Annotated in this window: 19 protein-coding genes; 10 read left to right on the forward strand and 9 right to left on the reverse strand. The window is 37.8% G+C overall.

The features are described 5' to 3' along the window. The first annotated feature begins 53 nt into the window (after positions 1-53). Positions 54-512 carry a universal stress protein gene (locus O0236_RS09925; protein ID WP_268913463.1) on the forward strand — a complete coding sequence of 153 codons (459 nt, stop codon included), beginning with the start codon at positions 54-56 and terminating at the stop codon, positions 510-512. An 80-nt stretch (positions 513-592) separates the two neighbouring features. Next, positions 593-1507, forward strand: a complete 915-nt coding sequence (locus O0236_RS09930; protein ID WP_268913464.1) for an RluA family pseudouridine synthase — start codon at positions 593-595, stop codon at positions 1505-1507. Here O0236_RS09930 and O0236_RS09935 read toward each other — a convergent pair. Next, on the reverse strand, positions 1504-2769 hold the full coding sequence (locus O0236_RS09935) for an APC family permease (protein WP_268913465.1): 1266 nt from the start codon (positions 2767-2769) through the stop codon (positions 1504-1506). The genes O0236_RS09930 and O0236_RS09935 overlap by 4 nt on opposite strands. A 273-nt stretch (positions 2770-3042) precedes the next feature. Here O0236_RS09935 and yjeM point away from each other — a divergent pair, with 273 nt between their 5' ends. Beyond that, entirely contained in the window at positions 3043-4539 is a 1497-nt protein-coding gene (yjeM, locus tag O0236_RS09940; protein ID WP_268913466.1) for a glutamate/gamma-aminobutyrate family transporter YjeM, read from the forward strand. 32 nt (positions 4540-4571) lie between these two features. Here yjeM and O0236_RS09945 read toward each other — a convergent pair whose 3' ends face one another. Beyond that, on the reverse strand, positions 4572-6200 hold the full coding sequence (locus O0236_RS09945; protein WP_372791818.1) for a malolactic enzyme: 1629 nt from the start codon (positions 6198-6200) through the stop codon (positions 4572-4574). 100 nt (positions 6201-6300) lie between these two features. Here O0236_RS09945 and O0236_RS09950 point away from each other — a divergent pair, with 100 nt between their 5' ends. Both O0236_RS09950 and O0236_RS09955 read left to right on the forward strand, forming a co-directional pair. After that, positions 6301-7173: a LysR family transcriptional regulator gene (locus O0236_RS09950; protein ID WP_268913468.1), complete on the forward strand. Its 873-nt coding sequence runs from the start codon at positions 6301-6303 to the stop codon at positions 7171-7173. Between the two features lie 18 nt (positions 7174-7191). Further along, entirely contained in the window at positions 7192-8664 is a 1473-nt protein-coding gene (locus tag O0236_RS09955; protein ID WP_268913502.1) for an amidase, read from the forward strand. Positions 8665-8736: 72 nt separating this feature from the next. Here the strand turns inward: O0236_RS09955 and O0236_RS09960 are convergent, their stop codons facing one another. Both O0236_RS09960 and O0236_RS09965 read right to left on the reverse strand, forming a co-directional pair. Continuing rightward, on the reverse strand, positions 8737-11127 hold the full coding sequence (locus tag O0236_RS09960) for a phosphoketolase (RefSeq protein WP_268913470.1): 2391 nt from the start codon (positions 11125-11127) through the stop codon (positions 8737-8739). A gap of 185 nt (positions 11128-11312) precedes the next feature. Beyond that, positions 11313-12044, reverse strand: coding sequence for a GntR family transcriptional regulator (locus O0236_RS09965; RefSeq protein ID WP_268913472.1), 732 nt, complete (start codon positions 12042-12044; stop codon positions 11313-11315). Positions 12045-12165: 121 nt separating this feature from the next. Between O0236_RS09965 and ybaK the strand changes: the two genes are divergently transcribed. Further along, positions 12166-12666, forward strand: a complete 501-nt coding sequence (ybaK, locus tag O0236_RS09970) for a Cys-tRNA(Pro) deacylase (protein WP_268913473.1) — start codon at positions 12166-12168, stop codon at positions 12664-12666. A gap of 3 nt (positions 12667-12669) precedes the next feature. After that, positions 12670-13401 carry a hypothetical protein gene (locus O0236_RS09975; protein ID WP_268913474.1) on the forward strand — a complete coding sequence of 244 codons (732 nt, stop codon included), beginning with the start codon at positions 12670-12672 and terminating at the stop codon, positions 13399-13401. Here the strand turns inward: O0236_RS09975 and O0236_RS09980 are convergent, their stop codons facing one another. Next, positions 13402-14043: an HD domain-containing protein gene (locus O0236_RS09980; protein WP_268913475.1), complete on the reverse strand. Its 642-nt coding sequence runs from the start codon at positions 14041-14043 to the stop codon at positions 13402-13404. Positions 14044-14104: 61 nt separating this feature from the next. On the opposite strand from O0236_RS09980, the gene O0236_RS09985 reads away from it, so the two are divergent. Next, entirely contained in the window at positions 14105-14515 is a 411-nt protein-coding gene (locus O0236_RS09985; RefSeq protein ID WP_268913477.1) for a peptide deformylase, read from the forward strand. 61 nt (positions 14516-14576) lie between these two features. Here O0236_RS09985 and adhE read toward each other — a convergent pair whose 3' ends face one another. The 3 genes from adhE to O0236_RS10000 all read right to left on the reverse strand — a co-directional run bounded on the left by adhE (position 14577) and on the right by O0236_RS10000 (position 20399). Next, entirely contained in the window at positions 14577-17180 is a 2604-nt protein-coding gene (adhE, locus tag O0236_RS09990) for a bifunctional acetaldehyde-CoA/alcohol dehydrogenase (RefSeq protein WP_268913478.1), read from the reverse strand. 226 nt (positions 17181-17406) lie between these two features. Next, positions 17407-17931 carry a DUF1836 domain-containing protein gene (locus O0236_RS09995; RefSeq protein ID WP_268913479.1) on the reverse strand — a complete coding sequence of 175 codons (525 nt, stop codon included), beginning with the start codon at positions 17929-17931 and terminating at the stop codon, positions 17407-17409. 98 nt (positions 17932-18029) lie between these two features. Further along, a complete protein-coding gene (locus O0236_RS10000; protein WP_268913480.1) occupies positions 18030-20399 on the reverse strand; it encodes an HAD-IC family P-type ATPase in 2370 nt (789 codons plus the stop codon). Positions 20400-20565: 166 nt separating this feature from the next. Between O0236_RS10000 and O0236_RS10005 the strand changes: the two genes are divergently transcribed. Beyond that, on the forward strand, positions 20566-21408 hold the full coding sequence (locus O0236_RS10005) for an aldo/keto reductase (protein ID WP_268913481.1): 843 nt from the start codon (positions 20566-20568) through the stop codon (positions 21406-21408). A gap of 109 nt (positions 21409-21517) precedes the next feature. Here the strand turns inward: O0236_RS10005 and O0236_RS10010 are convergent, their stop codons facing one another. Then, positions 21518-21838 carry a hypothetical protein gene (locus tag O0236_RS10010; protein ID WP_268913482.1) on the reverse strand — a complete coding sequence of 107 codons (321 nt, stop codon included), beginning with the start codon at positions 21836-21838 and terminating at the stop codon, positions 21518-21520. A gap of 163 nt (positions 21839-22001) precedes the next feature. On the opposite strand from O0236_RS10010, the gene O0236_RS10015 reads away from it, so the two are divergent. Continuing rightward, positions 22002-23375 carry a hemolysin family protein gene (locus tag O0236_RS10015; protein ID WP_268913483.1) on the forward strand — a complete coding sequence of 458 codons (1374 nt, stop codon included), beginning with the start codon at positions 22002-22004 and terminating at the stop codon, positions 23373-23375. The last annotated feature ends 64 nt before the right edge of the window (positions 23376-23439 follow it).

Here is a 23439-nt window from a genome sequence, read left to right on the forward strand (position 1 = left end):
ACGGACAATGTTATAGTTTAGATAACAACATAATTCATTTAGGGGTGATTAGCATGGCATTAAACAAATACAATAACATCTTAGTACCTGTCGATGGTTCAGCAGTTACTGAAAGTATTTTAAATCGGGGAATCGAAATTGCTAAGGATACCGGGGCCCACCTCGACATCCTAAATATTTTGGAAGTTAATCAATTCAATCAAACTTATGGATCAGCAGTGAGTGGTGATGTTGTTTTCAAACTAACTGAAAACACTGAAAACAAACTTAACCAAATGAAAGATAAAGCAATCGCTGCTGGTGTTGATGTTGATATTCATATTAGATTTGGTAATCCTAAACCAATCATTGCCCGTGAATTTCCAAGAGACCATAACAATGATTTAATTGTAATTGGCTCTACTGGATTAAGCGCCGTTGAACGCTTAATTGTTGGCTCGGTAACTAACTTTGTTGTTAGAAATGCCGTTTGCGATGTTTTGATTGTTCGTCCTAAAGACGAAAATAAATAATTTTAAATAAAACAATTAATAAGGGAGCAACCGAAGCGCATAAGCTCGGTTGCTCTTTACTTGTACATAAGGAGTTTTGAATGAAAAATGAGTGGCACTACAACCTGACCGTCCCACAATCAATGGACAATGTTCCTTTAAAAAGGCTGCTTGGCGAATATTATCGCCTACCGAAACACTTGATTTATAGCATAAGAAAAGCGCAAAGAGTTACTGTTAATTCAAAGTACCAACCAGTCAATTTCAATGTCCATTTAAATGACCAGATTGCTCTAGATTTCATACCAGCAGACTTCGTTAACCCGTTTCCAAACGTTGCTGTTACCCACAATAAAAACATTGAAATTCTGTTTGAAACTCCCGATGTTATCGTCATCAACAAACAACGCGGAGATAAAACGCATCCTAATCAGCCTGGAGAAAACGGCACTACGATAAATCAGCTAGCTGGATATCTTCAAAATCAAGAAGTTCTTCCTTATATGATTCATCGCCTAGACATGGAAACCAGTGGAGCAATCATCTTCGCTAAGTCCCCGGCCGCTGTTCCTCCTTTAGTCGATGACATTCGCCATAAGGTGACTCAAAGAAGCTATTTATCTTGGGTTCATGGCACTTTTAGTACTGAATCAGGCATGATTGATATCCCTATTGGCCGAGATCCTCAGGATAAACGAAAACGCAAACCTGACGAAATTACCGGACAAAAGGCAATTACTCATTATCAAGTTTGCGAATCTTATTATGGATATTCACTTGTTAAAATCAATCTAGAAACTGGGAGAACCCATCAAATTCGGGTTCACTTGGCATCCATTGGTCATCCTCTGGTAGGAGATCCGCTATACGCAACCGATAAATTCGAAAACCTACTGTTACATTCGGAAACGGTAACTTTCAAGCTGCCTTTCTATCAAAATGTGGTCGCAGTCAAAGCCCCTATTCCCAGTGACTTCTCTCAATTTAAGCAATATATCAATAATCCTAATGATTAACTTTGCTTATGATCATCCAACATATAGAATGCCGTTCCAATCACTAACATGATTATGATTAGTAACCAAACTTTTGCCGCAACACCAGTTGCTAGGTAAACACATAGCAAAACTACAACGATTGGAATAAGCTTACCGCCAGGGACATTAAATCCGGGCGATTTGGTCTTTTGAAAATGCATTACTGACAAAGCAGTTGGGATATATTGAATTAATGAAATCAATACGACACATGATACTAAGAAGATATAATCACCAGTCAAGAACAGTAACGCACTTAACACAGCAGTGACGATTATTGCTAGCCAAGGCACTTGGCGTTTATCATCTTTGCCAAGAAATGATGGCAATAATTTATGCTTGTTTGATAAAGAATATGCAATGTACGGTGTACTAAACGATACTGAAAAGGCTACCCCTAAAATTGAAATCGCCATTCCAATAATGATGACTACAAAACCAGTCTGGCCAAACACTTGACTGAATGCAGTTGCTAAAGGTGACTTAGCATTAGCAATGGCTGGTCCTAATAATCGAGTAACTGAAAATTGCACTAATGAATAAATAATTCCCACAGTCACGATCACTGAAATTAATGCCCGTGGTAGATTCTTTTCTGGATTTTGCATATTGGCAGCAGCAATTGGCAGGAATGAAAATCCACTATACATATAAAAGGCAGTGTTAAAAGCTGAATTAGGTTGAAATTTAACCGAATCACTCACGATATGCACTGAACCCCTACTAATCTGCCAAGCAGCTAAAGCAATAAATGCCACCAGGATGACGATTTTTATTGCCGATGAAACGTTGTCCGAAATCGAAGTAACTCCCGATCCTAGCAAACATATACCTGCTAATACTGCGATAATGGCGATTCCTGTAATCTTGTAAACCGTTGGATCTTTAAAAGAAGGAACCAATGTCATCAATATGTTTAATAAAGCCGCTACTTCAGCAGAAATCGTAATAATTCCTTGAATCCACGAAAAAAAACCAACCTCAAAACCAGGGAACCGACCAAACGCATTATAAGAATACAACCACGCGGCTCCATCACCTGTTGTTCGACTTGCCATATCGGCATAACACAATGTAATCAATAATGTTGCTAAGGCGGCTAAAAAAATAATCAAATACCCTTGATTACCAGCCGTTTTATATATTTGATTTGGTAACAAGAAAATTCCTGAACCAATAATTCCATTAATACCTAATAAATAAATTGAACCAAATCCCATTTTCTTAGCATTATCACTCATGCAAACACCTCCGTTCTCGCTTATAACTTTATTTTAGCCTACTTTATTCGATTTAATTACTAAAACGACTTCTTTAAATATGCAAGAAAATTATCATAAAACATGTAATTTAACCTAATTGTTAATCAATTCTAATCAAAGTAACCGCTTCTTTATACATTTCAGTGATAAACTTAAATGGTAGAGTTGGTTGTGTACTATCAAAACATACCGATTGTCCTATCGATGTCGATGTCAGCTTTACAAAATATCAATTAGCGAGGATTGAAACAAATGGCACAATCGAAAAAAATTAAGACCGTAAGTCTAATTCTGATGATTTTCACCACCATTTATGGTTTTGCAAATACTACTGTTGCGTTTGACCAAATGGGATATGCCAGTATTATCTGGTACGTATTAGCAGCAATCTTTTTCTTTCTACCTAGTGGTTTAATGTTTGCAGAGTACGGATCAGCATTCAAAGAAGCTAAGGGTGGTATTTATTCATGGCTAGCAGGATCCATTGGTGAAGAATGGGCCTTCATTGGAACATTCATCTGGTTATCATCTTGGATTATTTGGATGATGTCAACAGCATCCAAAGTTTGGATTCCTTTTTCTACCTTTATCTTTGGAAGTGACCAAACGCAAACTTGGAGCTTCTTTGGTTTTAATGCTACTGAGACTGTCGGAATTTTAGCAATCTTTTGGATTATTGTTGTTACTATATTCGCTGTTCACGGAATTGATTCAATTTCCAAAATGGCTTCAGTGGGTGGCGTGTTCGTCATGATACTTACAGGTGTTTTTGTCGTCTTAAGTCTGTTAGCATTATTTTTAAACGGCGGACACCTTGCCCAACCAATCAATGGTATGAGCAGTTTCATTCATTCACCTAATCCAGAATTTCATTCTGGATCAGCTGTGCTTAGTTTCGTCGTTTACGCAATTTTCGCATATGCGGGTAGTGAGTCTATGGGTGGAATCACAGACCAATTAGATAAGCCTGAAAAGACTTTTCCTAAGGGAATTATCATTTCAACCATCGTGATTACATTTACTTACTCAATTTCAATTTTCTTATGGGGAATCACTACCAATTGGGTCAAAGTTCTTGGAACTAAGGGAACAAACCTTGGAAACATCACATATGTGTTAATGAATAATCTTGGAGTGTATATTGGACAATCATTTCATTTATCGACCCAAACTTCATTATTACTCGGAACTAGTTTAGCCAGACTTGCTGGATTAAGTATGTTCATGGCTTACTTAGGTTCATTCTTCGTCTTGATTTACTCGCCACTTAAATCATTTATTTTAGGATCAAACAAATCATTTTGGCCAGCCAGAATGACTAAACTAAATAAAGCTGGTATGCCTGCTTTTGCAATGTGGATGCAAGCAACTATCGTATGTGTCTTTATTTTCTTCGTTGCTTTCGGTGGCTCAGGTGCCAAACAGTTCTATACAATTTTGACTGATATGGGAAACATCTCAACATCATTCCCATACATTTTCTTAATTGGTGCCTTTCCATTCTTCAAACGCCGCACTGATATTGAAAGACCATTTGTTTTCTTCAAAAATCGAACAATTACTAATATCATTGTCGCAATAGTTTTAATTGTTTTAATCGGTGGAATTGGTTTTTCAGCCGTTCAGCCATTCTTAGATCACGATTACCAAACTGGTTTCTGGACCATTGGTGGACCGATCATCTTCGGACTGATTGCTTGGTTATTCTTAATTCAAGCCCATCATCGTCAATCTAATATTTCAAGATAAAAAAAGCGGATGAATTTTATTCATCCGCTTTTTTAATACTCAGGTTGCCACTGACTTAATTCTATTCGTTTATTTATATCACTAGGCTGACAATCACTAACCCCTTTTTTAACAGCATCCTGAGCAACAGCAATAGCTACTGTCTTAGAAAATTCGCTTAATTTAGATACGGGCGGCAAGACAGCCGCACCAAGTTCAGTTGATGCAATCGTTTCGCTAAGTGAGTGGGCCGCCGCACTGATCATTGAATCTGTCAGTCGATGAGCAGACACAGCAATTGTTCCTAAGGCTAATCCTGGATAGACCAAGGCATTATTGGCTTGACCAATTTTATAGATTACTCCATCAAATTCAACGGGTTCACTTGGAACTCCAGTGGCTACTAAAGCTTTACCTTTTGACCATTGGATAATATCAGCTGCTTGCGCCTCAAGTAATTTTGTTGGATTTGAGATTGGAAAAATAATTGGCCTTTTTGTATTCTTTGTCATTTCTTGAACAACATTCTCATTAAATGCTCCAGCAACAGTTGATGTACCCACCAAAATTGTTGGCTTAACAGCCATCACAGCTGATTCGAGATTGTCCAATTCATTTGAATTATTGAATTCTGAACGATTTCTGGCAAAAGGCTTTTGCTCAGGAGTCAATGTCTTATCGTCATCAAACAAAAGTCCTTGTTTATCAACCAAATAAAAATGTTGCTTAGCTTCTTCTTCTGAAAGTCCTTGCAAGATCATTTCATCATAAATTCTCTTAACTATACCGGCACCAGCAGTTCCCGCACCGAATGACATGTAAGTTTGTTCTGTCAACTTTTCACCAGAAATTTGCAATGCACCTAAAATACCAGCTAACACAATTATTCCAGTGCCTTGGATGTCATCATTGAATGTAGTGATTTTATTACGATACTTATTCAGAATTTTAGCGGCATTACTTCTACCAAAGTCCTCCCAGTGCAAATAAACATTTGGAAAGAGACTTTCTGTTTGGGATACAAACTCATCGATGAATTCATCGTATTTTTGGCCCTTGATTCGTAAATGACGATTCCCCAAATACATTGGATCATCCAGCAAACTTTCGCGATTAGTTCCAGCATCAATAACAACTGGTAAAACTTGACTAGGGTCAATACCAGCTGCGGCAGTATAAACCATTAATTTACCAACGGAAATATCTACTCCTTGAACACCCCAGTCACCAATTCCTAGGATTCCTTCAGCATCGCTAACAACAATTAGACGAATATCTCTCCCATTAGCTCCATTTTCAAGAGCAGATTTAATATGGTCTGGATCATCAACAGACAGAAAAATAGCACCTTGCGGCTGAATAAACTGATGGCTATATTCCTCAATTGACTCAGCAATAATCGGATCATAAACGATTGGCATAAATTCTTCCAAATGCTGACTAAATAATTTGAAAAACAATGTGCGATTTTCGTTAAAAACCTGCATCAACAATTGTCGTTTGGCAAGTTTGTTTTCCTTTGATTGAAATTGTTCATAGATTCGTTCTGCTTGTTCTTCGATTGTTTGAATTCTCGGTGGGATAAGTCCATTAAGTCCTAACTCATCTCTTTCTGCTTGAGTAAAACCAGTTCCTTTATTTAAAAAAGGGTTATTTAAAACATTTCGAGCCTTCATTTTTATACCTCTTATAACTTTAGAATATTTTCATCCTAATCCGATATAAAAATTATAGTCAAACATTCAAGATATGATAAAATTTATTTATAACGAGGTGTTGAATATGCAAACGAAAGACTTAGACTACTTTATTAAATTGGTTGATGAAAAAAACTACTCCCGGGTAGCTAATGACTTTAACGTTTCTCAACCAACTATTTCATATGCAGTTAAAAGACTTGAAGAGGCTTTGGGGGCCAAATTGGTGCTCAATGACCCTGGCCACCATACTTTGAGTATCACTGATGCTGGTCGGCAGTTCTATCAACGAGCACAAGTTGCTACTCATCAACTAGAACTGGCTAAATCAGAAATTAAGAGTGCCTCATTACCAAAAATCAGACTCGGTCTACCTCCAATTTTAGGAACATATTTTTTTCCAAAATTTGTTACTACTCTGCAAAACCATCAACTCCTAGACAAAATAGATGCTTACACGACAGGATCATCTGAAGCCCTTCAAGATTTGTTGAATGGCACGATAAATATGGCCGTCCTTGGTTCAACTGACCCACTCAACGCTAGTGATTTAGAAACCAAACTGTTAGCCGAATTTCCATTCGTAATCGTGGCGCCAGAAAATAGTTCATTTGTTGGTGATTCCATTTCGTTTAAAGATGCCGCTAAAAATGACTTCATCACCTTTGAAGAAGGCTTTGTCCATAATCGGGTCTTCTCACTACTTGAGCACTCTGTAGGCGTCAATCCAAATATCATTTTTAAAACTACTGAAGCGGAAATTTTAAAGCGGGTCGTTGCCGCCGGTGGTGGAATTGCGCTTTTAACCAAGCTAGCTGTCACGCCAAATGATAAACTGAAGGTATTAACACTAACGGATTCATTCATCCCCACATTTAAAATCTATGTAACCTTTAGAACCGGATACGTTTTGGATGAGAATGAGGCCGCCTTTATTGACATCATCAGTAACTTTTAGTCTTCAAGGAGGGCTACTATTATGACCACACTATTGCAAACACACTCTGCAACTGAGTTGTCTCAAATGATTCGTCAACACGAGATTACTTCACTTGAATTGGTTAATGAATTATTGGATACCATTGAGAAGAGAAATCCGAAGTTAAACGCTGTCACGTCAGTCTGGCCAGAATATGCACGTGAACTGGCTACTACCTTTAAAGATACTGGTCAACCATTTGCCGGAGTTCCAATTCTATTAAAAGGATTAGGACAAAGTCTAGAAGGCAAACCAGATACAGGAAGTTCAAAGTTACTAAAAGATTCGATTGCTCCTATCACTAATAATTTCGTTCACCAAGTGTTGGAAGCTGGATTTATTCCTGTCGGAGAGACAAACGCCCCTGAATTTGGCTTTAAAAACATTACTGATTCTGAACTGTACGGGAATGCCCATAATCCTTGGAACCTAGATTACTTTTCTGGCGGTTCTTCTGGTGGTACCGCTGCTGCAATCAGTGATAATTGGCTGCCAATCGCCACTGCTTCTGACGGTGGGGGTTCAATCAGAATTCCAGCATCATTTTCTGGCGTAATTGGTTTTAAACCCACCCGTGGTCGTGTTCCAGTTGGACCAGGTGAATGGCGAGGATGGCAAGGAGCAGCTATCAATTTTGCCATTGCTAATAACATTCAAGATATTGCGGCAACTCTAGATGCCCTTAGCGTGGTTCAATTAGCTGCGCCATTTCAAGTGCCATTACCACAAACTCCTTTCGCTGAAATTTATGAAGCACCGAAAAACTTAACTATTGCCTTCTCAACTGAATCACCGGTTGGGACACCAGTTTCCGAAGATGCCGTAAATGCCGTGAATGAAGCTGTGAACTTCTTAGAATCTCAAGGCTTCAACGTCGAAGAAGTTTCTGCCCCGGTAGATGGCATCAAATTAATGCAAAGTTACTACCAAATGAACGCAGGTGAAACTGCCACTATGTTTGATTCGATGGGCCTTGATGATCAAATTATCAAACAGAATGTTGAACCACTGAGTTGGGCATTGGGGTACGCGGGACGTGGAGTTTCAGCAGTCGACTACAGTAGTTCCCTGACCTTCTGGGATAACGTAGGTGCAGATATGGATGAATTTAATACGAAATATGATTTGTACTTGACCCCCACGACAGCTCACACTGCTCCTAAAATCGACGAACCCCTAGTATCAACTGAAAATATGAAAAAGCTCAAACACATCGAGGATTACGATGCCAAAGAACAATTACAAATAATCTGGGATCAATGGTTGCCAGCCTTAACTCTTTCTCCGTTTACTCAATTAGCTAACATCAGTGGCCAACCTGGTATCAGTTTACCAACTCACATTAGTAAGAATGGCTTACCCTTAGGAATCCAATTCATGGCCCGTAAAGGTCGTGAAGATCTGTTGCTTTCGATTGGGAAACTATTTGAATCAGCTAACAAATTTAAAATGCTAAACAGCCAAAATTAATTAAAGACACAAAAAAGCGTTAAGTTTATAACTTAACGCTTTTTAATAGGAATAAATCAACCAAGTAAGAAATTACTTGTTAAGGCCTTCCCACTTCCAGTTAGTAACTTCTGGTAAGTCAGTACCTTCTGTATGAGTATATGCAGTATGCTTATCAAGCATATTGTTCATACGTTGAATGAAGTAACTTCCCTTAACTGAATATTCAGGAATGTCTTGAATAGCTTCCTTAGCTAAGTTGAAACGATCCAACTTGTTCAATACACGCATATCGAATGGTGTGGTAATATCACCATTTTCACGGTAACCATGAACATGCAAGTTGTGGTTGTGACGATCGAAGAAGAGGTCTTTGATCAAGTCTTCGTAACCATGGAAGGCAAAGACGATTGGCTTGTCAGTAGTGAACAAGTTATCGAATTCTTCATCGCTCATGCCACGAGGGTCAATCTTAGGAGAACGAAGCTTTAGAATATCAACAACATTGATGAAGCGAATCTTCAAATCTGGGAATTCTTTATTAAGAATTGAAATGGCAGCAAGAGCTTCCAAGTTTGGTTCGCTACCAGCAGCAGCGAAGACAACATCAGGTTCTTGACCTTGATCAGTAGATGCCCAATCAATGTAGCCAAGACCATTGTTAACCAAGTTAGTAGCTTCTTCCATTGAGTACCATTGCAAACGTGGGTGCTTTGATGTAACGATCAAGTTAATCTTTTCTTCACTAGCGAAGGCAACATTACCAACAGCAAGCAAAGTGTTAGCATCAGCTGGCAAGTATTCACGAATAAACTCAGGCTTCTTTTCAGCCAAATGAGTAATCATTCCTGGATCTTGGTGAGTGTATCCATTGTGATCTTGCTGGAATACTGTTGAAGTATCAACAAAGTTCAATGATGGATAGTGGTTACGCCAGTTTTGTTCTGATGCTTTTCTTAACCACTTGAAGTGTTGAGTCAACATTGAATCAACTACTCGTCCAAATGATTCATAAGTAGCAAAGAATCCGTGACGACCAGTTAATACATAGCCTTCGAGCCAACCTTCGGCTTGATGTTCTGATAATTGTGAATCAATAAGTCGACCACTATTTGCCATGTTTTCATCAAATGTTGGGTGTATATCTTCTAGCCATTGACGTTTTTGATCATCAATCAAGCTGTATAGACGGTTTGACTTAGATTCATCAGGACCAAATGCACGGAAGTTAGTTGGGTTAAGTCTTGCAACTTCATCCAACCAATCTGACCAAACAACCATGTCTTGGCGTTCTTCAGTACCTGGTTTATCAAATTTAACAGCGAATTCTTTTACATCTGGCAATACTAATGGTTTAGGAGCAATTCCTCCATTAGTGATTGGGTTAACTGACATTCTTTGGTCGCCCTTAGGTGCAAGTGCACGGAGTTCAGGCTTCAAAGATCCATCATCATTGAATAATTCTTCAGGTTTGTATGACTTCAACCAGTCAACTAACATATCGGCATGGTCCATATCATTAGAATCGACAGGAATTGGAATTTGGTGAGCTCTGAATGAACCTTCAATTGGTTCGCCGTTAAGATCCTTCTTAGGACCAGTCCATCCCTTTGGTGAACGGAAGATGATCATTGGCCAGTTAGGCAATTTGACATTGTCGGGAGTCTCGTTTTCACGAGCATTCTTTTGAATTGATTTGATTTCTTCAATCACTGTGTCCAATGTCTTTGAGAAGTCTTCAGCAACCTTCAAATGATCAGTATCTGCATCAGCTTCAACAAAGTAAGGCTTCCAACCCATACCACTAAAGTAGCTAGTAAGTTCTGGATCACTCATTCTTGAAAGAATGGTTGGGTTAGAAATCTTAGCACCGTTCATGTTAATGATTGGTAATACGGCACCATCAGTGATTGGGTTGATGAATTTATCTGAGAACCATGATGTAGCCAATGGTCCAGTTTCAGCTTCACCATCACCAATTTCAACAGCGGCAATAACATCAGGATTATCTAAGATAGCCCCAACACCGTGTGAAAGTGAGTAACCAAGTTCTCCACCTTCGTGAATTGAACCTGGGGTTTCAGGAGCAGCGTGAGAAGCCACACCACCTGGGAATGAGAATTGCTTGAATAGCTTAGCCATACCCTCTTCATCTTGTGTGATGTTTGGGTAAATGTCTGAGTATGAGCCGTCAAGATATGAGTTAGAAACCATAACTTGGCCACCGTGACCTGAACCTTCAATATAAAACATATTTAAATCGTACTTATTAATAACCCGATTTAATTGAGCATAAATGAAGTTTTGAGAAACAATAGTTCCCCAATGTCCAATAGGCTTAACCTTAACATCTTCAGCCTTTAGAGGTTCTTTCAACAACGGATTGTTACGTAAGTACAACTGACCTACTGAAAGATAATTAGCAGCACGCCAATACTTATCAACCAGTTCCAAATATTCTTTGGAATCGTAATCTACAGCCATGAATTAACACTCCTTCTATTTAGCATCATTGTGTAACTGAGCACTTCAAAAAAGGATTATCTAACCAGAAATAAAACATCTTTTTTTGAGTACCTACACGTTCATATTATGAACGTTTACATTTTATTAGTCCAGTTATTGACCGGCTCAAAGTAGAAAAAAATCAGGTCAAAAGTGACCTGATTCTACATCTCGCCGTCAAGGTTGACGAACGTATTATAATTTAAATATTTATAGTGAAGTCGCATATTAGATACTTCAACTGGAGTGCCATCATCTAGGAAGAAGATACCTTCCATCATCCCCACTGGCTCAAAATCTTTTAGACCAAGTAGTTCATGATCTTCGTCATTAGATGGTTCCGCCTTGATAGACATAAACGACTTGGTAACTGACTTACCCGCTGTATCTTCGAAATAATTGAAAATCGATTCTGCAACGACCGCTTTTGTTAGTTCCGGCGCAACTTTAATTGGGATATATCCCTGTTCAATCATAAATGGATGATCATCAAATGTTCTCAGCCGCTTGATTTGATAGACAAAGTCACCTGGATTTAGAAACAACTCCGTCTGTAATTCTTCATTGGCTGGTATGACTTGAAAATCTAATAATTTAATTTGGGGAACTTGGCCATCACTCTTAAAACTATCAGTGATTCCCAAGTTAGAACCTTCATATTGAAAAATTGATTCATTTTTTTGATACAGAGGATTAATAAAAGTTCCGGATCCTCGTTTTTTGAAAATGATTCCCTGATTAGCAAGCACATTAAGAGCTCGTTTAACTGAACTTCGGCTCACTCCATATGATTCACTGAGGCTTCGTTCATCAGGTAACCGTTTGTTGTCAAATTCATTATTTTCAATTCGACGTTTCAAATCGGTCATAATATTACGATAAACTAAATCCACCATTTTTTCTCCTTATTAACGTGTTCAATTGAACCTACCAATGGTAAAGTATACCAGATATTACAACGAGACTATAAGTAAAATAGCTAGTCGATGTGATAAAATTATCTCGAGGTGTTTATAAATGTCAAAAAAGAAACAAAAGAAAGTTCATAAAACATTAGTTGAACAAATTCTCGACAAAAACAAAGTTCCATTTGAGCAAATGGAATTCCCAACGCATCAAGATGGGGACGTCGCCCAACTCAGTGTTGATCATATCGGTCAAGACGAGCACACGATTTACAAGACTCTGGTTCTAACTGGTAACAATACCGGTCCAGTGGTTGGCGTCATTCCAATAGACGAACATTTAAGTTACAAAAAACTAGCCAAGGTTTCTGGAAACAAAAAGGTAGGCATGGTGCCACTCAAAGACCTTCTCAAAACCACAGGATATGAGCACGGTGCTAACACACCGATCGGAATTTGGGAAAAGTTCCATTACCCAATATACATTGATTCAGTAGCCAAAGAGATGGGCGAAATTATTGTTTCCTCAGGACAAATTGGTAGATCAGTTAAAGTAAACGCGGAAGATCTTGCCAAGCTAGTTGACGCTGACTTTGCTGATATAAAGGAATAGTCAATGCTTATTCAAGTAATCAAAAATGTTTTGTTGATTCTCGGGCTCCTTTTGGGAGTACCTTTTTTATTTACAATTATTTTGTCAAAACTAAATCGAGAGACTAAAAGTATTGTTAGTTACCGATTTGGCAGTAAAAGCCAGGTAATCATCGGTAGCCTGGGAATTATTATTCATGAGGCTTCCCATCTACTGGTTGCCTTACTTTTTGGGCATCATATCGTCTCTATGAAATTAATTAAATTTCCATCATCCGATGATTCATCCCTAGGATACGTCAATCATAGTTGGAATCAACGCAATATTTACCAACGAATGGGCAATTTATTTATTGGCATCGCGCCCACTTTCGGTTGCTCACTAACCATGTTGTTGGCTTATCGAATATTATTTCTAATCAGCTTTAATTCGGCCTTACTAGCTATCAGAGCTGAAAACATTCAGTTATTTTCGTTTCCTGATTTTAGCATCGTTAACTATTTAATTTTCTTAATCCTGGCAGTTACCATTTGCGTTGGTGGGTTTGATCTTAGCTCAGCCGATCTTGATAATTCCAAAAGAGGATTATTGCCAACTGTCATCGCTCTTTCATTAATTACAATAGTAATCAGTCTGACCCCGTTATTTTCAAATGTTGTCGCGGCCATTAGCCACTTCACGATTGGACTGACCGTCATACTTGTTTTCAGCTTAGTCATCTCTATTATCATTAACGGAATAGCCAAATTACTTTAATTATTTTTTACCATTCCATTCATCGTAAAACTCGTCCAAAAAGTCTAGCATCACTTGTTGGCGTTGTTCTGCAAGTTGTTTTGCGGTTTCTGTATTCATTTGATCCTTTAACTTGAGTAATTTTTCGTAAAAATGGTTAATAATCGTGTTCCGTTTTCGATATTCCGATTTATCCATTTCTTTTCTAGGCATAATTCTAGGATCATACATGATTTCACCAAAATGACCGCCAAAATAAAATGTCCGAGCAATTCCAATCGCACCAATGGCGTCTAATCGATCGGCATCCTGTACGATTTGTCCTTCAATAGACAAGATGTGCTTTGACTTAAGATTGGCACTGTAAGACATATTTTCAATAATATCAAACATTGCTTTAGTAAAGGCATCATCATATCCTAACTCAGTTAATTTGGACTTAATGACTTGTTTTTTGGCCTCGGGATTATTAGTTACCTTATCGTCGATAACGTCGTGCAAATATGCTGAAATCAAAACCAGCTCTTCGTTTGCTTCTTCACCAGCTAAGATTCGTTTGGCGATATTCACGACTCGCTTGATGTGTTGATAGTCGTGTCCTGACATTTCGTTACCTAACTCAGATCGAACAAACTCGTTAATTGCTTTTAAATTTCTATCCATAATTATCCCCATTTCATTGCTAATAACTTTAATTATATCTATAAAGAGGTCTGATAAAAACATGAAACAAGAAATTATTCACGATCAAGCATTTTTAGCTAAACCATCAGTGCCTGCTAGCGCTGATGACACTGATCAAGTAAATGATTTAGTCGATACTTTAAAGGCTAATACTGACAAAGCAGTTGGACTGGCAGCCAATATGATTGGCGTGAACAAACGAATTATCGCCGTTCAAATTGGCATTATGAGCATCCCACTGATCAATCCAGAAATAATCAATAAAGGTGAGGAATATTCAACTATGGAAGGTTGTCTATCTCTTCCTGGAGAACGAAAAACAACCAGGTATAATCACATTACGGTTCGCTACCAAGATAGTAATTTTAAAATGCACACCCAAGAATTTACTGAATTTGTCGCTCAAATCATTCAACATGAGGTTGATCACTGTAACGGAATTCTAATTTAATCATTATGACCGCAAAAAAGCAGATGCTAATTAGCATCTGCTTTTTCGTTATTCTTTATTATTACTTTTCAACGCCTTTTCCATCGTATTCATCGATCATGATTTGTTTCAAATCAGCCATCAATGGTTCCTTTGGATTAGCAGTTGTACATTGGTCTTCGTAAGCAAGAACTGATAGACGGTCAACAGCTTGATCGAATTGTTTCTTATCTACACCCCAAGCCTTAAGACTAAGTGTTACGCCAACGCTGTGAGCCAAGTTAATCATCTTGTTAACTAATGCTTCAGCAAGTTCGTTGTCATCTTTACCAGTTAAGCCGATGTAACGGGCGATGTCAGCATAGTCCTTGTTAGCACGGAAGTATTCGTACTTAGGCCAAACGGCAATCTTTTCTGGGAGTTTAGCATTGTATCTGATTACGTGAGGCATAGTGATAGCAATTGCGATTCCGTGAGTTAATCCAAATTCTCCACCAAGTTTGTGGGCGATTGAATGGTTAATTCCTAAGAATGCATTACCAAATGCCATTCCGGCAAGTGTTGCAGCGTTATGCATTTCAGCACGAGCATCAGCATCACCGTTGTATGATTTCTCCAAGTTTTCAAATACTAATTTGATTGCTTGAAGTGACAATGGACGAGTGTAATCTGAAGCCATTGTTGAAACGAATGATTCAATTCCATGACTTAATGTATCAAGCCCTGATGCAGCAACTGTGCCCTTTGGTACAGTTTCTACGAATTGAGGGTCAACGATAGCAACGTCTGGAGTCAATGCATAATCAGCTAATGGGTACTTAACATGAGTCTTTGAGTCAGTAATAACAGCGAATGGTGTTACTTCTGAACCAGTACCTGAAGTAGTTGGAATAGCGATCATTTGAGCCTTATGAGGCTTGTTGAAACGGTATGCACGCTTTCTGATATCGATGAACTTTTGTTTAGCACCGAAGAAGCTAGTACTTGGGTCTTCATAGAATAACCACATGTTCTTAGCAGCATCTAGTGGAGAACCACCACCTAAAGCAATGATAGTATCTGGTTCAAAGGCGCGCATTTGTGCAACACCCTTGTTAACAGTGTCAGTTGAAGGATCTGGTTCAACATCTGAGAATAATGAATATTGAATTTCATTAGGACGACGTTTTAATTCATCCAATACCTTGTCAACGTAACCATGTTCCACCATACCTGGGGTTGTAACGATAAATACTTTGTTGATACCTGGCATGTCGTCTAGATAACGAATTGAAGTCTTTTCGAAGTAAACTCTTGGTAATTTAACCCATTGCATATTATTTCGTCTCTTTGCGATAGTTTTGATGTTCAATAAATCTGTATCAGTAACGTTATGAGAAATTGAGTTTCCACCCCATGAACCAGTACCTAATGTAAGAGATGGTGTCATTTCATTATAAAGGTTACCAATTCCACCAAATCCACCTGGTGTGTTAACTAGCACACGAGTAGCTTTCATTTTCTTACCAAATTCAAGTGCAAGATCATCGTCAGTTGTTTGAATAGCTGCAGTATGACCTAATCCACCATAGTGAAGAAGTTCGTCAGCAAGTTTAAATGCTTCTTCATGACCAGAAGCCTTAAATACACTGATAACTGGTGATAATTTTTCACCTGAAAGTGGTTCTTGAATACCGATCTTGTTGATTTCAACAGCAAGTACCTTTGTGTTATCAGGAACTTTGATGCCAGCCATCTTAGCAATCTTCTTAGCAGGTTGACCAGCGATTGGTCCAAGAACATTTCCTTTTTCTTGGTTAAACATTGTTTCAGAAAGCTTCTTATGATCGGCTTTCTTTACAAAGAACACGCCGTTCTTTTCTAATTCTTGTTTAACAACATCGTAAATGTCATTATCGATGATAGCACTGTTTTCAGTAGCACAAATCATACCGTTATCAAATGTCTTAGAAAGAACTAAATCATTAACTGCACGTAAGATGTTAGCAGTTTTTTCGATATATACAGGACCATTACCAGGACCAACACCTAAAGCTGGTTTACCAGTTGAGTAAGCTGCCTTAACCATGCCAGGACCACCAGTTGCCAATGTTGATGCAACACCTGGGTGATTGATCAACTTGTTAGTGGCTTCAATACTTGGTTCAGTAATCCATTGGATAGCACCTTCAGGAGCTCCAGCGGCAATTGCTGCATCACGAACTACTTTAGCTGTAGCAATTGATGACTTCAATGCTTGTGGATGGAAACTAAAAATGATTGGGTTTCTAGTCTTCATTGAAATGATTGATTTGAATAGAGTAGTTGAAGTTGGGTTAGTAACAGGTGTAATTCCTGCCAAAACACCAAGAGGTTCAGCGACGGTGATTAATTGACGTTCAGTATCGTCTTTAATAACACCGACAGTTTTGTCATTACGAATGCTGTGCCAAATTTCTTCAGTAGCGTACATGTTCTTGATTGCCTTATCTTCAGCAACCCCACGGCCAGTTTCTTCAGCGGCCATAATTGCAAGATCCATGTGCTTGTCTTGACCAGCCATTACCATTGCGTGAGTAATGTGATCAACTTTTTCTTGGTCGAATGAATCCATTATTTCAAGAGCTTTTTGGGCTTTTTCAACTAAACCATTGATCATCGTGTCAACATCAGTGGCTTGTTTCTTTTCTACTTTGTTATCTATCATGAGTTGCCTCCAAAAAGAATTGTTTTTGTTGTTTGTTATTTACTTCACAAGAACATAATAACACGTATCATTTTTTTGTAAATAGTTTTTGCTCAAAAAATCACAAAAAGTTCAAAATAAAAACACGGTGCCTTATATATCAGGGGTTTACCGTGTTTTTTTATATAAATACTTTGTTCACTTTTTTGAAAACGTTTTCATTAGCTATATGTGAACGATTTCACGACTATTCGACTTTTGGTAATGGCTTTTGAATGATCTCCAATAACTTCTCTGACTGTACCCTATCTATCACAACATTCACAGCAACCTGCATCAATTTTTCGTTTAAGTCATCTTCTTTAAGCGCATGATTTGAGATATTATCAATATTCTTAAAAGAGAAAGAAAGACGTTTGATAAAGTTATCATATGCCTGTTGAGGATACATGTTCGCAGTCACTTGATCTATCGCATGACGAATCGTATCTAAAGAAAATGCTGGTTTAAGCAAACTTATCATAATGATGTCCGCAATATGCATTGTTTGATATTTCTTTTTAACCGGGGCAATGATTGCCTTGTTTTTTACGTAATTATTAATCATGGCGGGGGTCACTGATGACATTCCAATTTGGCCCAATATCCCATTAACGAACACAGTCACTTGATCCATATATAAATCGAACTTTGGCAACTCAGACCACAATGGCAATTCAACCTTTTTTAAATTTTGTTCCCATTTCTGATATTGTTCTTCATTATTTGTCATATTGCACCCCTCTAATTTATATAACCTTTTCAACTAGTTTAACACACTAGATAATAAAGCGCACAAGAAAAGGTCACGCATCGGTGACCTTTTTCATATCATGCTTGTTTTCGAGCTCGTCTTCGACTTCGAGCATCCAGAATTTTACTGATAACTCCCTGAGAGAAGATATAAATTGGATATGCTGTTAAAATCAACGGAATAGAAATCCACCATACCCAAGGATTAAATAGTGAAACTAGTGAAAAAATATTGTTGAAAAATACTAAGATCAATAAGAAAGCCGCGAGGACTCCGAAATCTAAAGCAATCTTCATTCTGTTGAATGGCCTGGAAACAAGAACCAAAGCCAACCAGCAGATAGAACCAGTTATTAGAACGCTTAGTGTCGAAGTAAATCGGTAATTAAGTCCCAATAGCGCGCCAATTCCCTGGATAATGACTATATAACCTACTATACAAGTTGCCGCTGGCGCAGATATTATTAATACCTGCCGCATAAATTGATTTGTAATTTTCTGGAAATTAGGTTGAAGTGCTAAAACAAATGACGGAATTCCAACCATCAACGTCGTAATTGGTGTTAATTGTATTGGTTCAAAAGGATATCCATTTTGAAAGAACATAAACAGGATTGCCAGTGCAACTGAATACATTGTTTTAATTAGATACATGGCTGCTACTCGTTGAATATTATTGATTACTCGGCGACCTTCTTTTAAAACACCGATCATCGCATCAAAATTAGAATCGATTAATACAAAGTCAGCAATACTCTTGGTGCTTTCACTACCAGAGGCCATGGCGATACCACAATCTGCTTGCCTTAGCGCCAATATATCGTTAACACCATCCCCAGTCATTGCAACGGTGTGTTTGTTTTCTTGAAGGCCGTTGATTAATTGTTTCTTTTGATCTGGAGTTACTCGTCCAAAGACTGTGTTTTCAGTAACTAGCTTACCGAAATTATCTGCTTCGGTAACTTGAGACATATCGATAAATTTATCAGATTTTTTGATACCAGCATTCTTGGCGATCGAAGAAACGGTGATTGGATCATCACCAGAAATAACTTTTATATCCACATCTTGACTAGAAAAATATGCAAAAGTATTGTTAGCATTGGGACGAATAACGTCGCTGATTAATAATAATCCCAAAACTTGAGGATTATCTAACGGTTTATCAGTGGTCAATTTTTCTGCTTTCGCAATTGCCAATACTCGCTTGCCATCTTGAGCGTAATTGTTAATTTGTGATTGTATTTCTTGGCTAATGTTCTTTTCGATAAACTGTGGTGCTCCCAAAATATAAGCACCTTCCCCAGCAACCTCAACACCGCTCCATTTTCTTTCCGATGAAAATGCTTCAACGCTAGTGACTGGTACCTTTGGATCAGCAAACTGATTTTTTATCGCCATTGCCGTTTCATTATTATCACCAGTTCCATAAGTGATAGTAGCTGCCATTTTTTGCAGTTGTTCCATAGTAGTTTTTTCATCTAAGGGAATTATCTGCTCAAATTTTAGCTCTCCACTTGTAATCGTTCCGGTTTTATCAAGGCAAATAGTATCAACTCTAGCAAGAGTCTCAATTGCTGGTAAATCACGAACCAACGTCCGCTTTCTTGCTAATGTCATCGCAGACACGGCAAGCGTCATTGATGTTAGTAATACTAATCCCTCAGGAATCATCCCGATCATGGCTGCCACAGTCCCCAAAATAGAACGGTCAATTCCCAATCCTTGATACAACTTAACTACAAATAAAATTACACCTAAGGGTACGATCACAATTGAAAGCGCCTTGATAATTCGATTAATCGTGTTTAAGAGAATACTTGGTGCATCTTTTCCTTGGCGAGCCTCATCAGATAGATGGTTAACGAAGGTGTCGTTACCGACTTTTGTGACCAACATCCTCCCAGAACCACCAACTAAGTAGCTTCCTGACGTGATCTCATCTTCCGGCTGCTTAGTAATCGTCTTAGCTTCACCGGTAATCTGTGACTCATCAACTTGCATGGATTTACTTAATACAACCTTACCATCAACGGGTACTTGATCACCTCTAGACAATTCCACGATATCACCCAAGACGATGTCTTCAGGCAATAACTCGTTTTCTTTGCCATCTCGAATCACAACATTTCGGCCTTCAGCCAATAAAACCATTTTGTCTACTTGGCGTTTTGAACGAATCTCTTGAATGATTCCTATAATCGTATTGATGATAGCAATTCCCAAAAACAATAAATTTTTATAGCTACCCGTATAAAATACTAAGGCACCTAATATGATGTTGATTAAGTTAAATAAAGTAAAAATATTCGTAGCCAGAATTTCTTTAACGCTTTTCGTCAAAGATTTTTCTGCTGTGTTTTTATTGCCAGATTCAATCTGTTGTTGAACTTGGCCACTGGTTAAACCTTGTTCAGGATTTATATCCGTTAATTTAATATTGTCCATCGGTTTAACACCTCTCTTTAACAAATATTGTACAAAAAATATCATAAAAAACCTATTTTTAGCCATCTATTATTAAACTTTTAACAATTCTTTTAATCACTAGTGCACTGGGAATCATCAATGATGTATGTTAAATTGAAAGCGTTAACTAAGGAGGAGTAACTTTATGAGTGATATTTCAACAAAAACACAGACTTTATCCGATGGAAATGATATGCCCCTTGTTGGTTTTGGGACATACTTGATTGACACTCCTGATAAGATGGATAAAGCCATCACGACAGCATACGAGTCAGGTTATCGATTATTCGATACCGCTCAACTCTATCAAAATGAAGCTATCCTAGGCGAATCAATTCGCAAATTAGGTGTCAATAGAAGCAAAATTTTTATTACCGATAAAATCACCGAAATGAATCAAGGATATGACTTAACAATTGATAGTGCTGAATATTCGCTTCAACAATTAGGCACAGACTACTTCGATTTATTACTTGTTCATTGGCCAATCTCTGATAAATTTTTCGATACATGGCGGGCTTTTGAAGAACTAAAAAAGCAAGGTAAAGCTAAATCAATTGGCGTTTCTAACTTCACACAATCGCATTTGCAATTGTTAAAGACCCAAGCATCAGAAATGCCAGTAGTTAACCAGATTGAAACTCATCCATATCTTACACAAAGTCCAATGGTGGCTTTTGATAATAAAGAATCAATCTTAACTCAAGCTTGGAGTCCATTAGGCAGGGGGGTAGTTTTAAATGATCCGATGATTGCTAAGATGGCGGCTCACCACGAACGCTCAGTTGCTCAAGTTATTTTACGCTGGCAAGTTCAACGGGGAGTTGCCGTGATTCCTAAGTCACAAACTGCATCCAGAATAAAAGAAAATATTGATCTTGATTTTGAACTAAGTGATGATGAGATGTCGATGATCGACATCTTAAATAAGAATCAACGCAATGGTAGAGAACCTGAACTAGTTTATGAAATGGGCAAGCAGTACTAATAATTTAACCTTTCATAATAGAAAAAAAGAATCCATACTATTTCGCAAAACAAGCCATGCCTAACTTTAGTAGGCATGGCTTGGCTTGTTTTATTTATTATGATGAGTTCTACTCAATTTTTTCGTTTAATACATCTGCCAATTTTTCAAGGGCAAACTCACGGGATTTGATAATATCCATGTTAAAGATAATTGAATCAATATCTCCGCCAACGAAGTCAAAACGTTCGTAGTATAGATATGGATCATCTTTACTATCTTGAAAAGTCTTATCAACGGCTTGTTCAAATTGTTTTGTCCATTCGTAGTCCTTCATCTCAGGAAAATCAAGTTTAGTAACATATCCTTGAGTCTCCAATAATTTGGCAGCTTTTGTAACTTGGTCGCCGGAAAAGTTGATTTTTGTTGCCGTAGCAGTCTCCTCTGCCATATCAACATCCCCTAACTATTTGATTAACTTAAGCGTACCACTTTTAGTAATGATTGTTTAACTAAAAGAATTGACTACTATCACTTAAAAAATTTTTTCTTTAAGTGTATAATTCAAGTATTGTCATAAATAACTATGGGCAATACTATCTATTTTTTACGAAATGAGGAATTTTACTTTGGGCGATGGCCAGATAATAACTAATTTAATTATCGTGATTATCACTTTTATTTTTGCAGCATTCTTTGTTGCCAGTGAGTTTGCGTTAGTTCAGTCACGACTTAGTGCGCTGGAAGAGCAACGCAAGAAGATGGGCAAAAAGACTAAAAAGATTGATCGAGAAATCCACATGGTCACTAACTTAAATGAGTATCTTTCAACTACTCAAGTTGGAGTTAGTTTAGCCGGAATTATACTAGGTTGGGTTGGTGAATCTTTTGTGGTAACCGTGCTGGTTGATATCATGGAGGTTCACAACTCTCCAATCAACCCCGCTACTGCTCACGCAATTGGAGCAGTTCTAGGAATTATTATTCTAACTTACTTAGAAGTTGTTATAACTGAAATTGTTCCGAAAAACATTAGTATCGATATGCCTCTTAGGGTCCTAAGTATCGTCACGACCCCATTACATTGGTTCCATGTTATTTTCTATCCATTTGTTTGGTTATTAAATTCATCAGCTAATGGAATCGTGAAAATGTTAGGACTTCCCGTTGCAAACGAGAACTCTGAACAATTTTCTCAAGCAGAAATTTTAAACTTATCCAAAAACGCTGTTAAGACCGGCGAGTTGGAACAAAACGATTATTTATACATGCAACGTGCTTTTGACCTAAATGATAAGGTTGCCAAGGACATCATGATTGACCGAACTCAACTTGAAGTAATTGATATCACTGCTGATGTGCATGAAGCTATTCAGATGTACCTTCAAGAAAAATTCAGTCGTCTGCCAGTTGTCGCAGATAACGATAAAGATAAAATTTTAGGTTATGTATATAACTATGATTTGATTCGTCAATCTCAAGTAGATTCAACCATTAAAGTTGACCGGCTTTTAAGGAACATTTCTACTACTCCCGAAATGACACCGATTACTGAGGTTTTAAATCAAATGATCAAAAAACGGACCCCAATCGTTGTCGTTGTCGATGAATATGGCGGAACTTCAGGTATTATCACCGATAAAGATATCTATGAAGAATTATTTGGAACCGTTCGAGACGAAATTGATCCTTCATTCACAGAATATATTTTCAAACAACCTAACGGAACTTATCAGGCTAATGGTAAACTAACAACTCATGATTTTGAGCGTTACTTCCAACTTGATTTCCCTGAGTTCACTGATTCCGATGCTGTGACATTAGCTGGTTACTTTATCGATAATTATCCTGATTTAAAGGCCGGCGATACAATTTCGTTCCATAATTTTGATTTCAAAATTATCGATTACGAAAACTCGTTTATCAACTGGTTCGAAGTTACGGTCAAAAAGCCTATCGCACCTGCTGATGCTGATAATAACGAATAATAAATTAGTTAATTTATAAGCGATTTATTAACAAACCTAAAGGGGTAGAAAGTCGGATAACAAT

The organism is Lentilactobacillus sp. SPB1-3 (assembly GCF_026913205.2).
GTDB classification, from domain to species: Bacteria; Bacillota; Bacilli; order Lactobacillales; family Lactobacillaceae; genus Lentilactobacillus; species Lentilactobacillus terminaliae.

Coding starts and splice junctions, on each gene's coding strand:
- ybaK (WP_268913473.1), top strand. CDS start 12,166: ATGTCAAAAAAGAAACAAAAGAAAGTTCATAAAACATTAGTTGAACAA.
- O0236_RS09930 (WP_268913464.1), top strand. CDS start 593: ATGAAAAATGAGTGGCACTACAACCTGACCGTCCCACAATCAATGGAC.
- O0236_RS09950 (WP_268913468.1), top strand. CDS start 6,301: ATGCAAACGAAAGACTTAGACTACTTTATTAAATTGGTTGATGAAAAA.
- O0236_RS10000 (WP_268913480.1), bottom strand. CDS start 20,399: ATGGACAATATTAAATTAACGGATATAAATCCTGAACAAGGTTTAACC.
- O0236_RS09975 (WP_268913474.1), top strand. CDS start 12,670: ATGCTTATTCAAGTAATCAAAAATGTTTTGTTGATTCTCGGGCTCCTT.
- O0236_RS10015 (WP_268913483.1), top strand. CDS start 22,002: ATGAGGAATTTTACTTTGGGCGATGGCCAGATAATAACTAATTTAATT.
- yjeM (WP_268913466.1), top strand. CDS start 3,043: ATGGCACAATCGAAAAAAATTAAGACCGTAAGTCTAATTCTGATGATT.
- O0236_RS09980 (WP_268913475.1), bottom strand. CDS start 14,043: ATGGATAGAAATTTAAAAGCAATTAACGAGTTTGTTCGATCTGAGTTA.
- O0236_RS10010 (WP_268913482.1), bottom strand. CDS start 21,838: ATGGCAGAGGAGACTGCTACGGCAACAAAAATCAACTTTTCCGGCGAC.
- O0236_RS09960 (WP_268913470.1), bottom strand. CDS start 11,127: ATGGCTGTAGATTACGATTCCAAAGAATATTTGGAACTGGTTGATAAG.
- O0236_RS09925 (WP_268913463.1), top strand. CDS start 54: ATGGCATTAAACAAATACAATAACATCTTAGTACCTGTCGATGGTTCA.
- O0236_RS09985 (WP_268913477.1), top strand. CDS start 14,105: ATGAAACAAGAAATTATTCACGATCAAGCATTTTTAGCTAAACCATCA.
- O0236_RS09935 (WP_268913465.1), bottom strand. CDS start 2,769: ATGAGTGATAATGCTAAGAAAATGGGATTTGGTTCAATTTATTTATTA.
- O0236_RS09965 (WP_268913472.1), bottom strand. CDS start 12,044: ATGGTGGATTTAGTTTATCGTAATATTATGACCGATTTGAAACGTCGA.
- O0236_RS10005 (WP_268913481.1), top strand. CDS start 20,566: ATGAGTGATATTTCAACAAAAACACAGACTTTATCCGATGGAAATGAT.
- adhE (WP_268913478.1), bottom strand. CDS start 17,180: ATGATAGATAACAAAGTAGAAAAGAAACAAGCCACTGATGTTGACACG.
- O0236_RS09995 (WP_268913479.1), bottom strand. CDS start 17,931: ATGACAAATAATGAAGAACAATATCAGAAATGGGAACAAAATTTAAAA.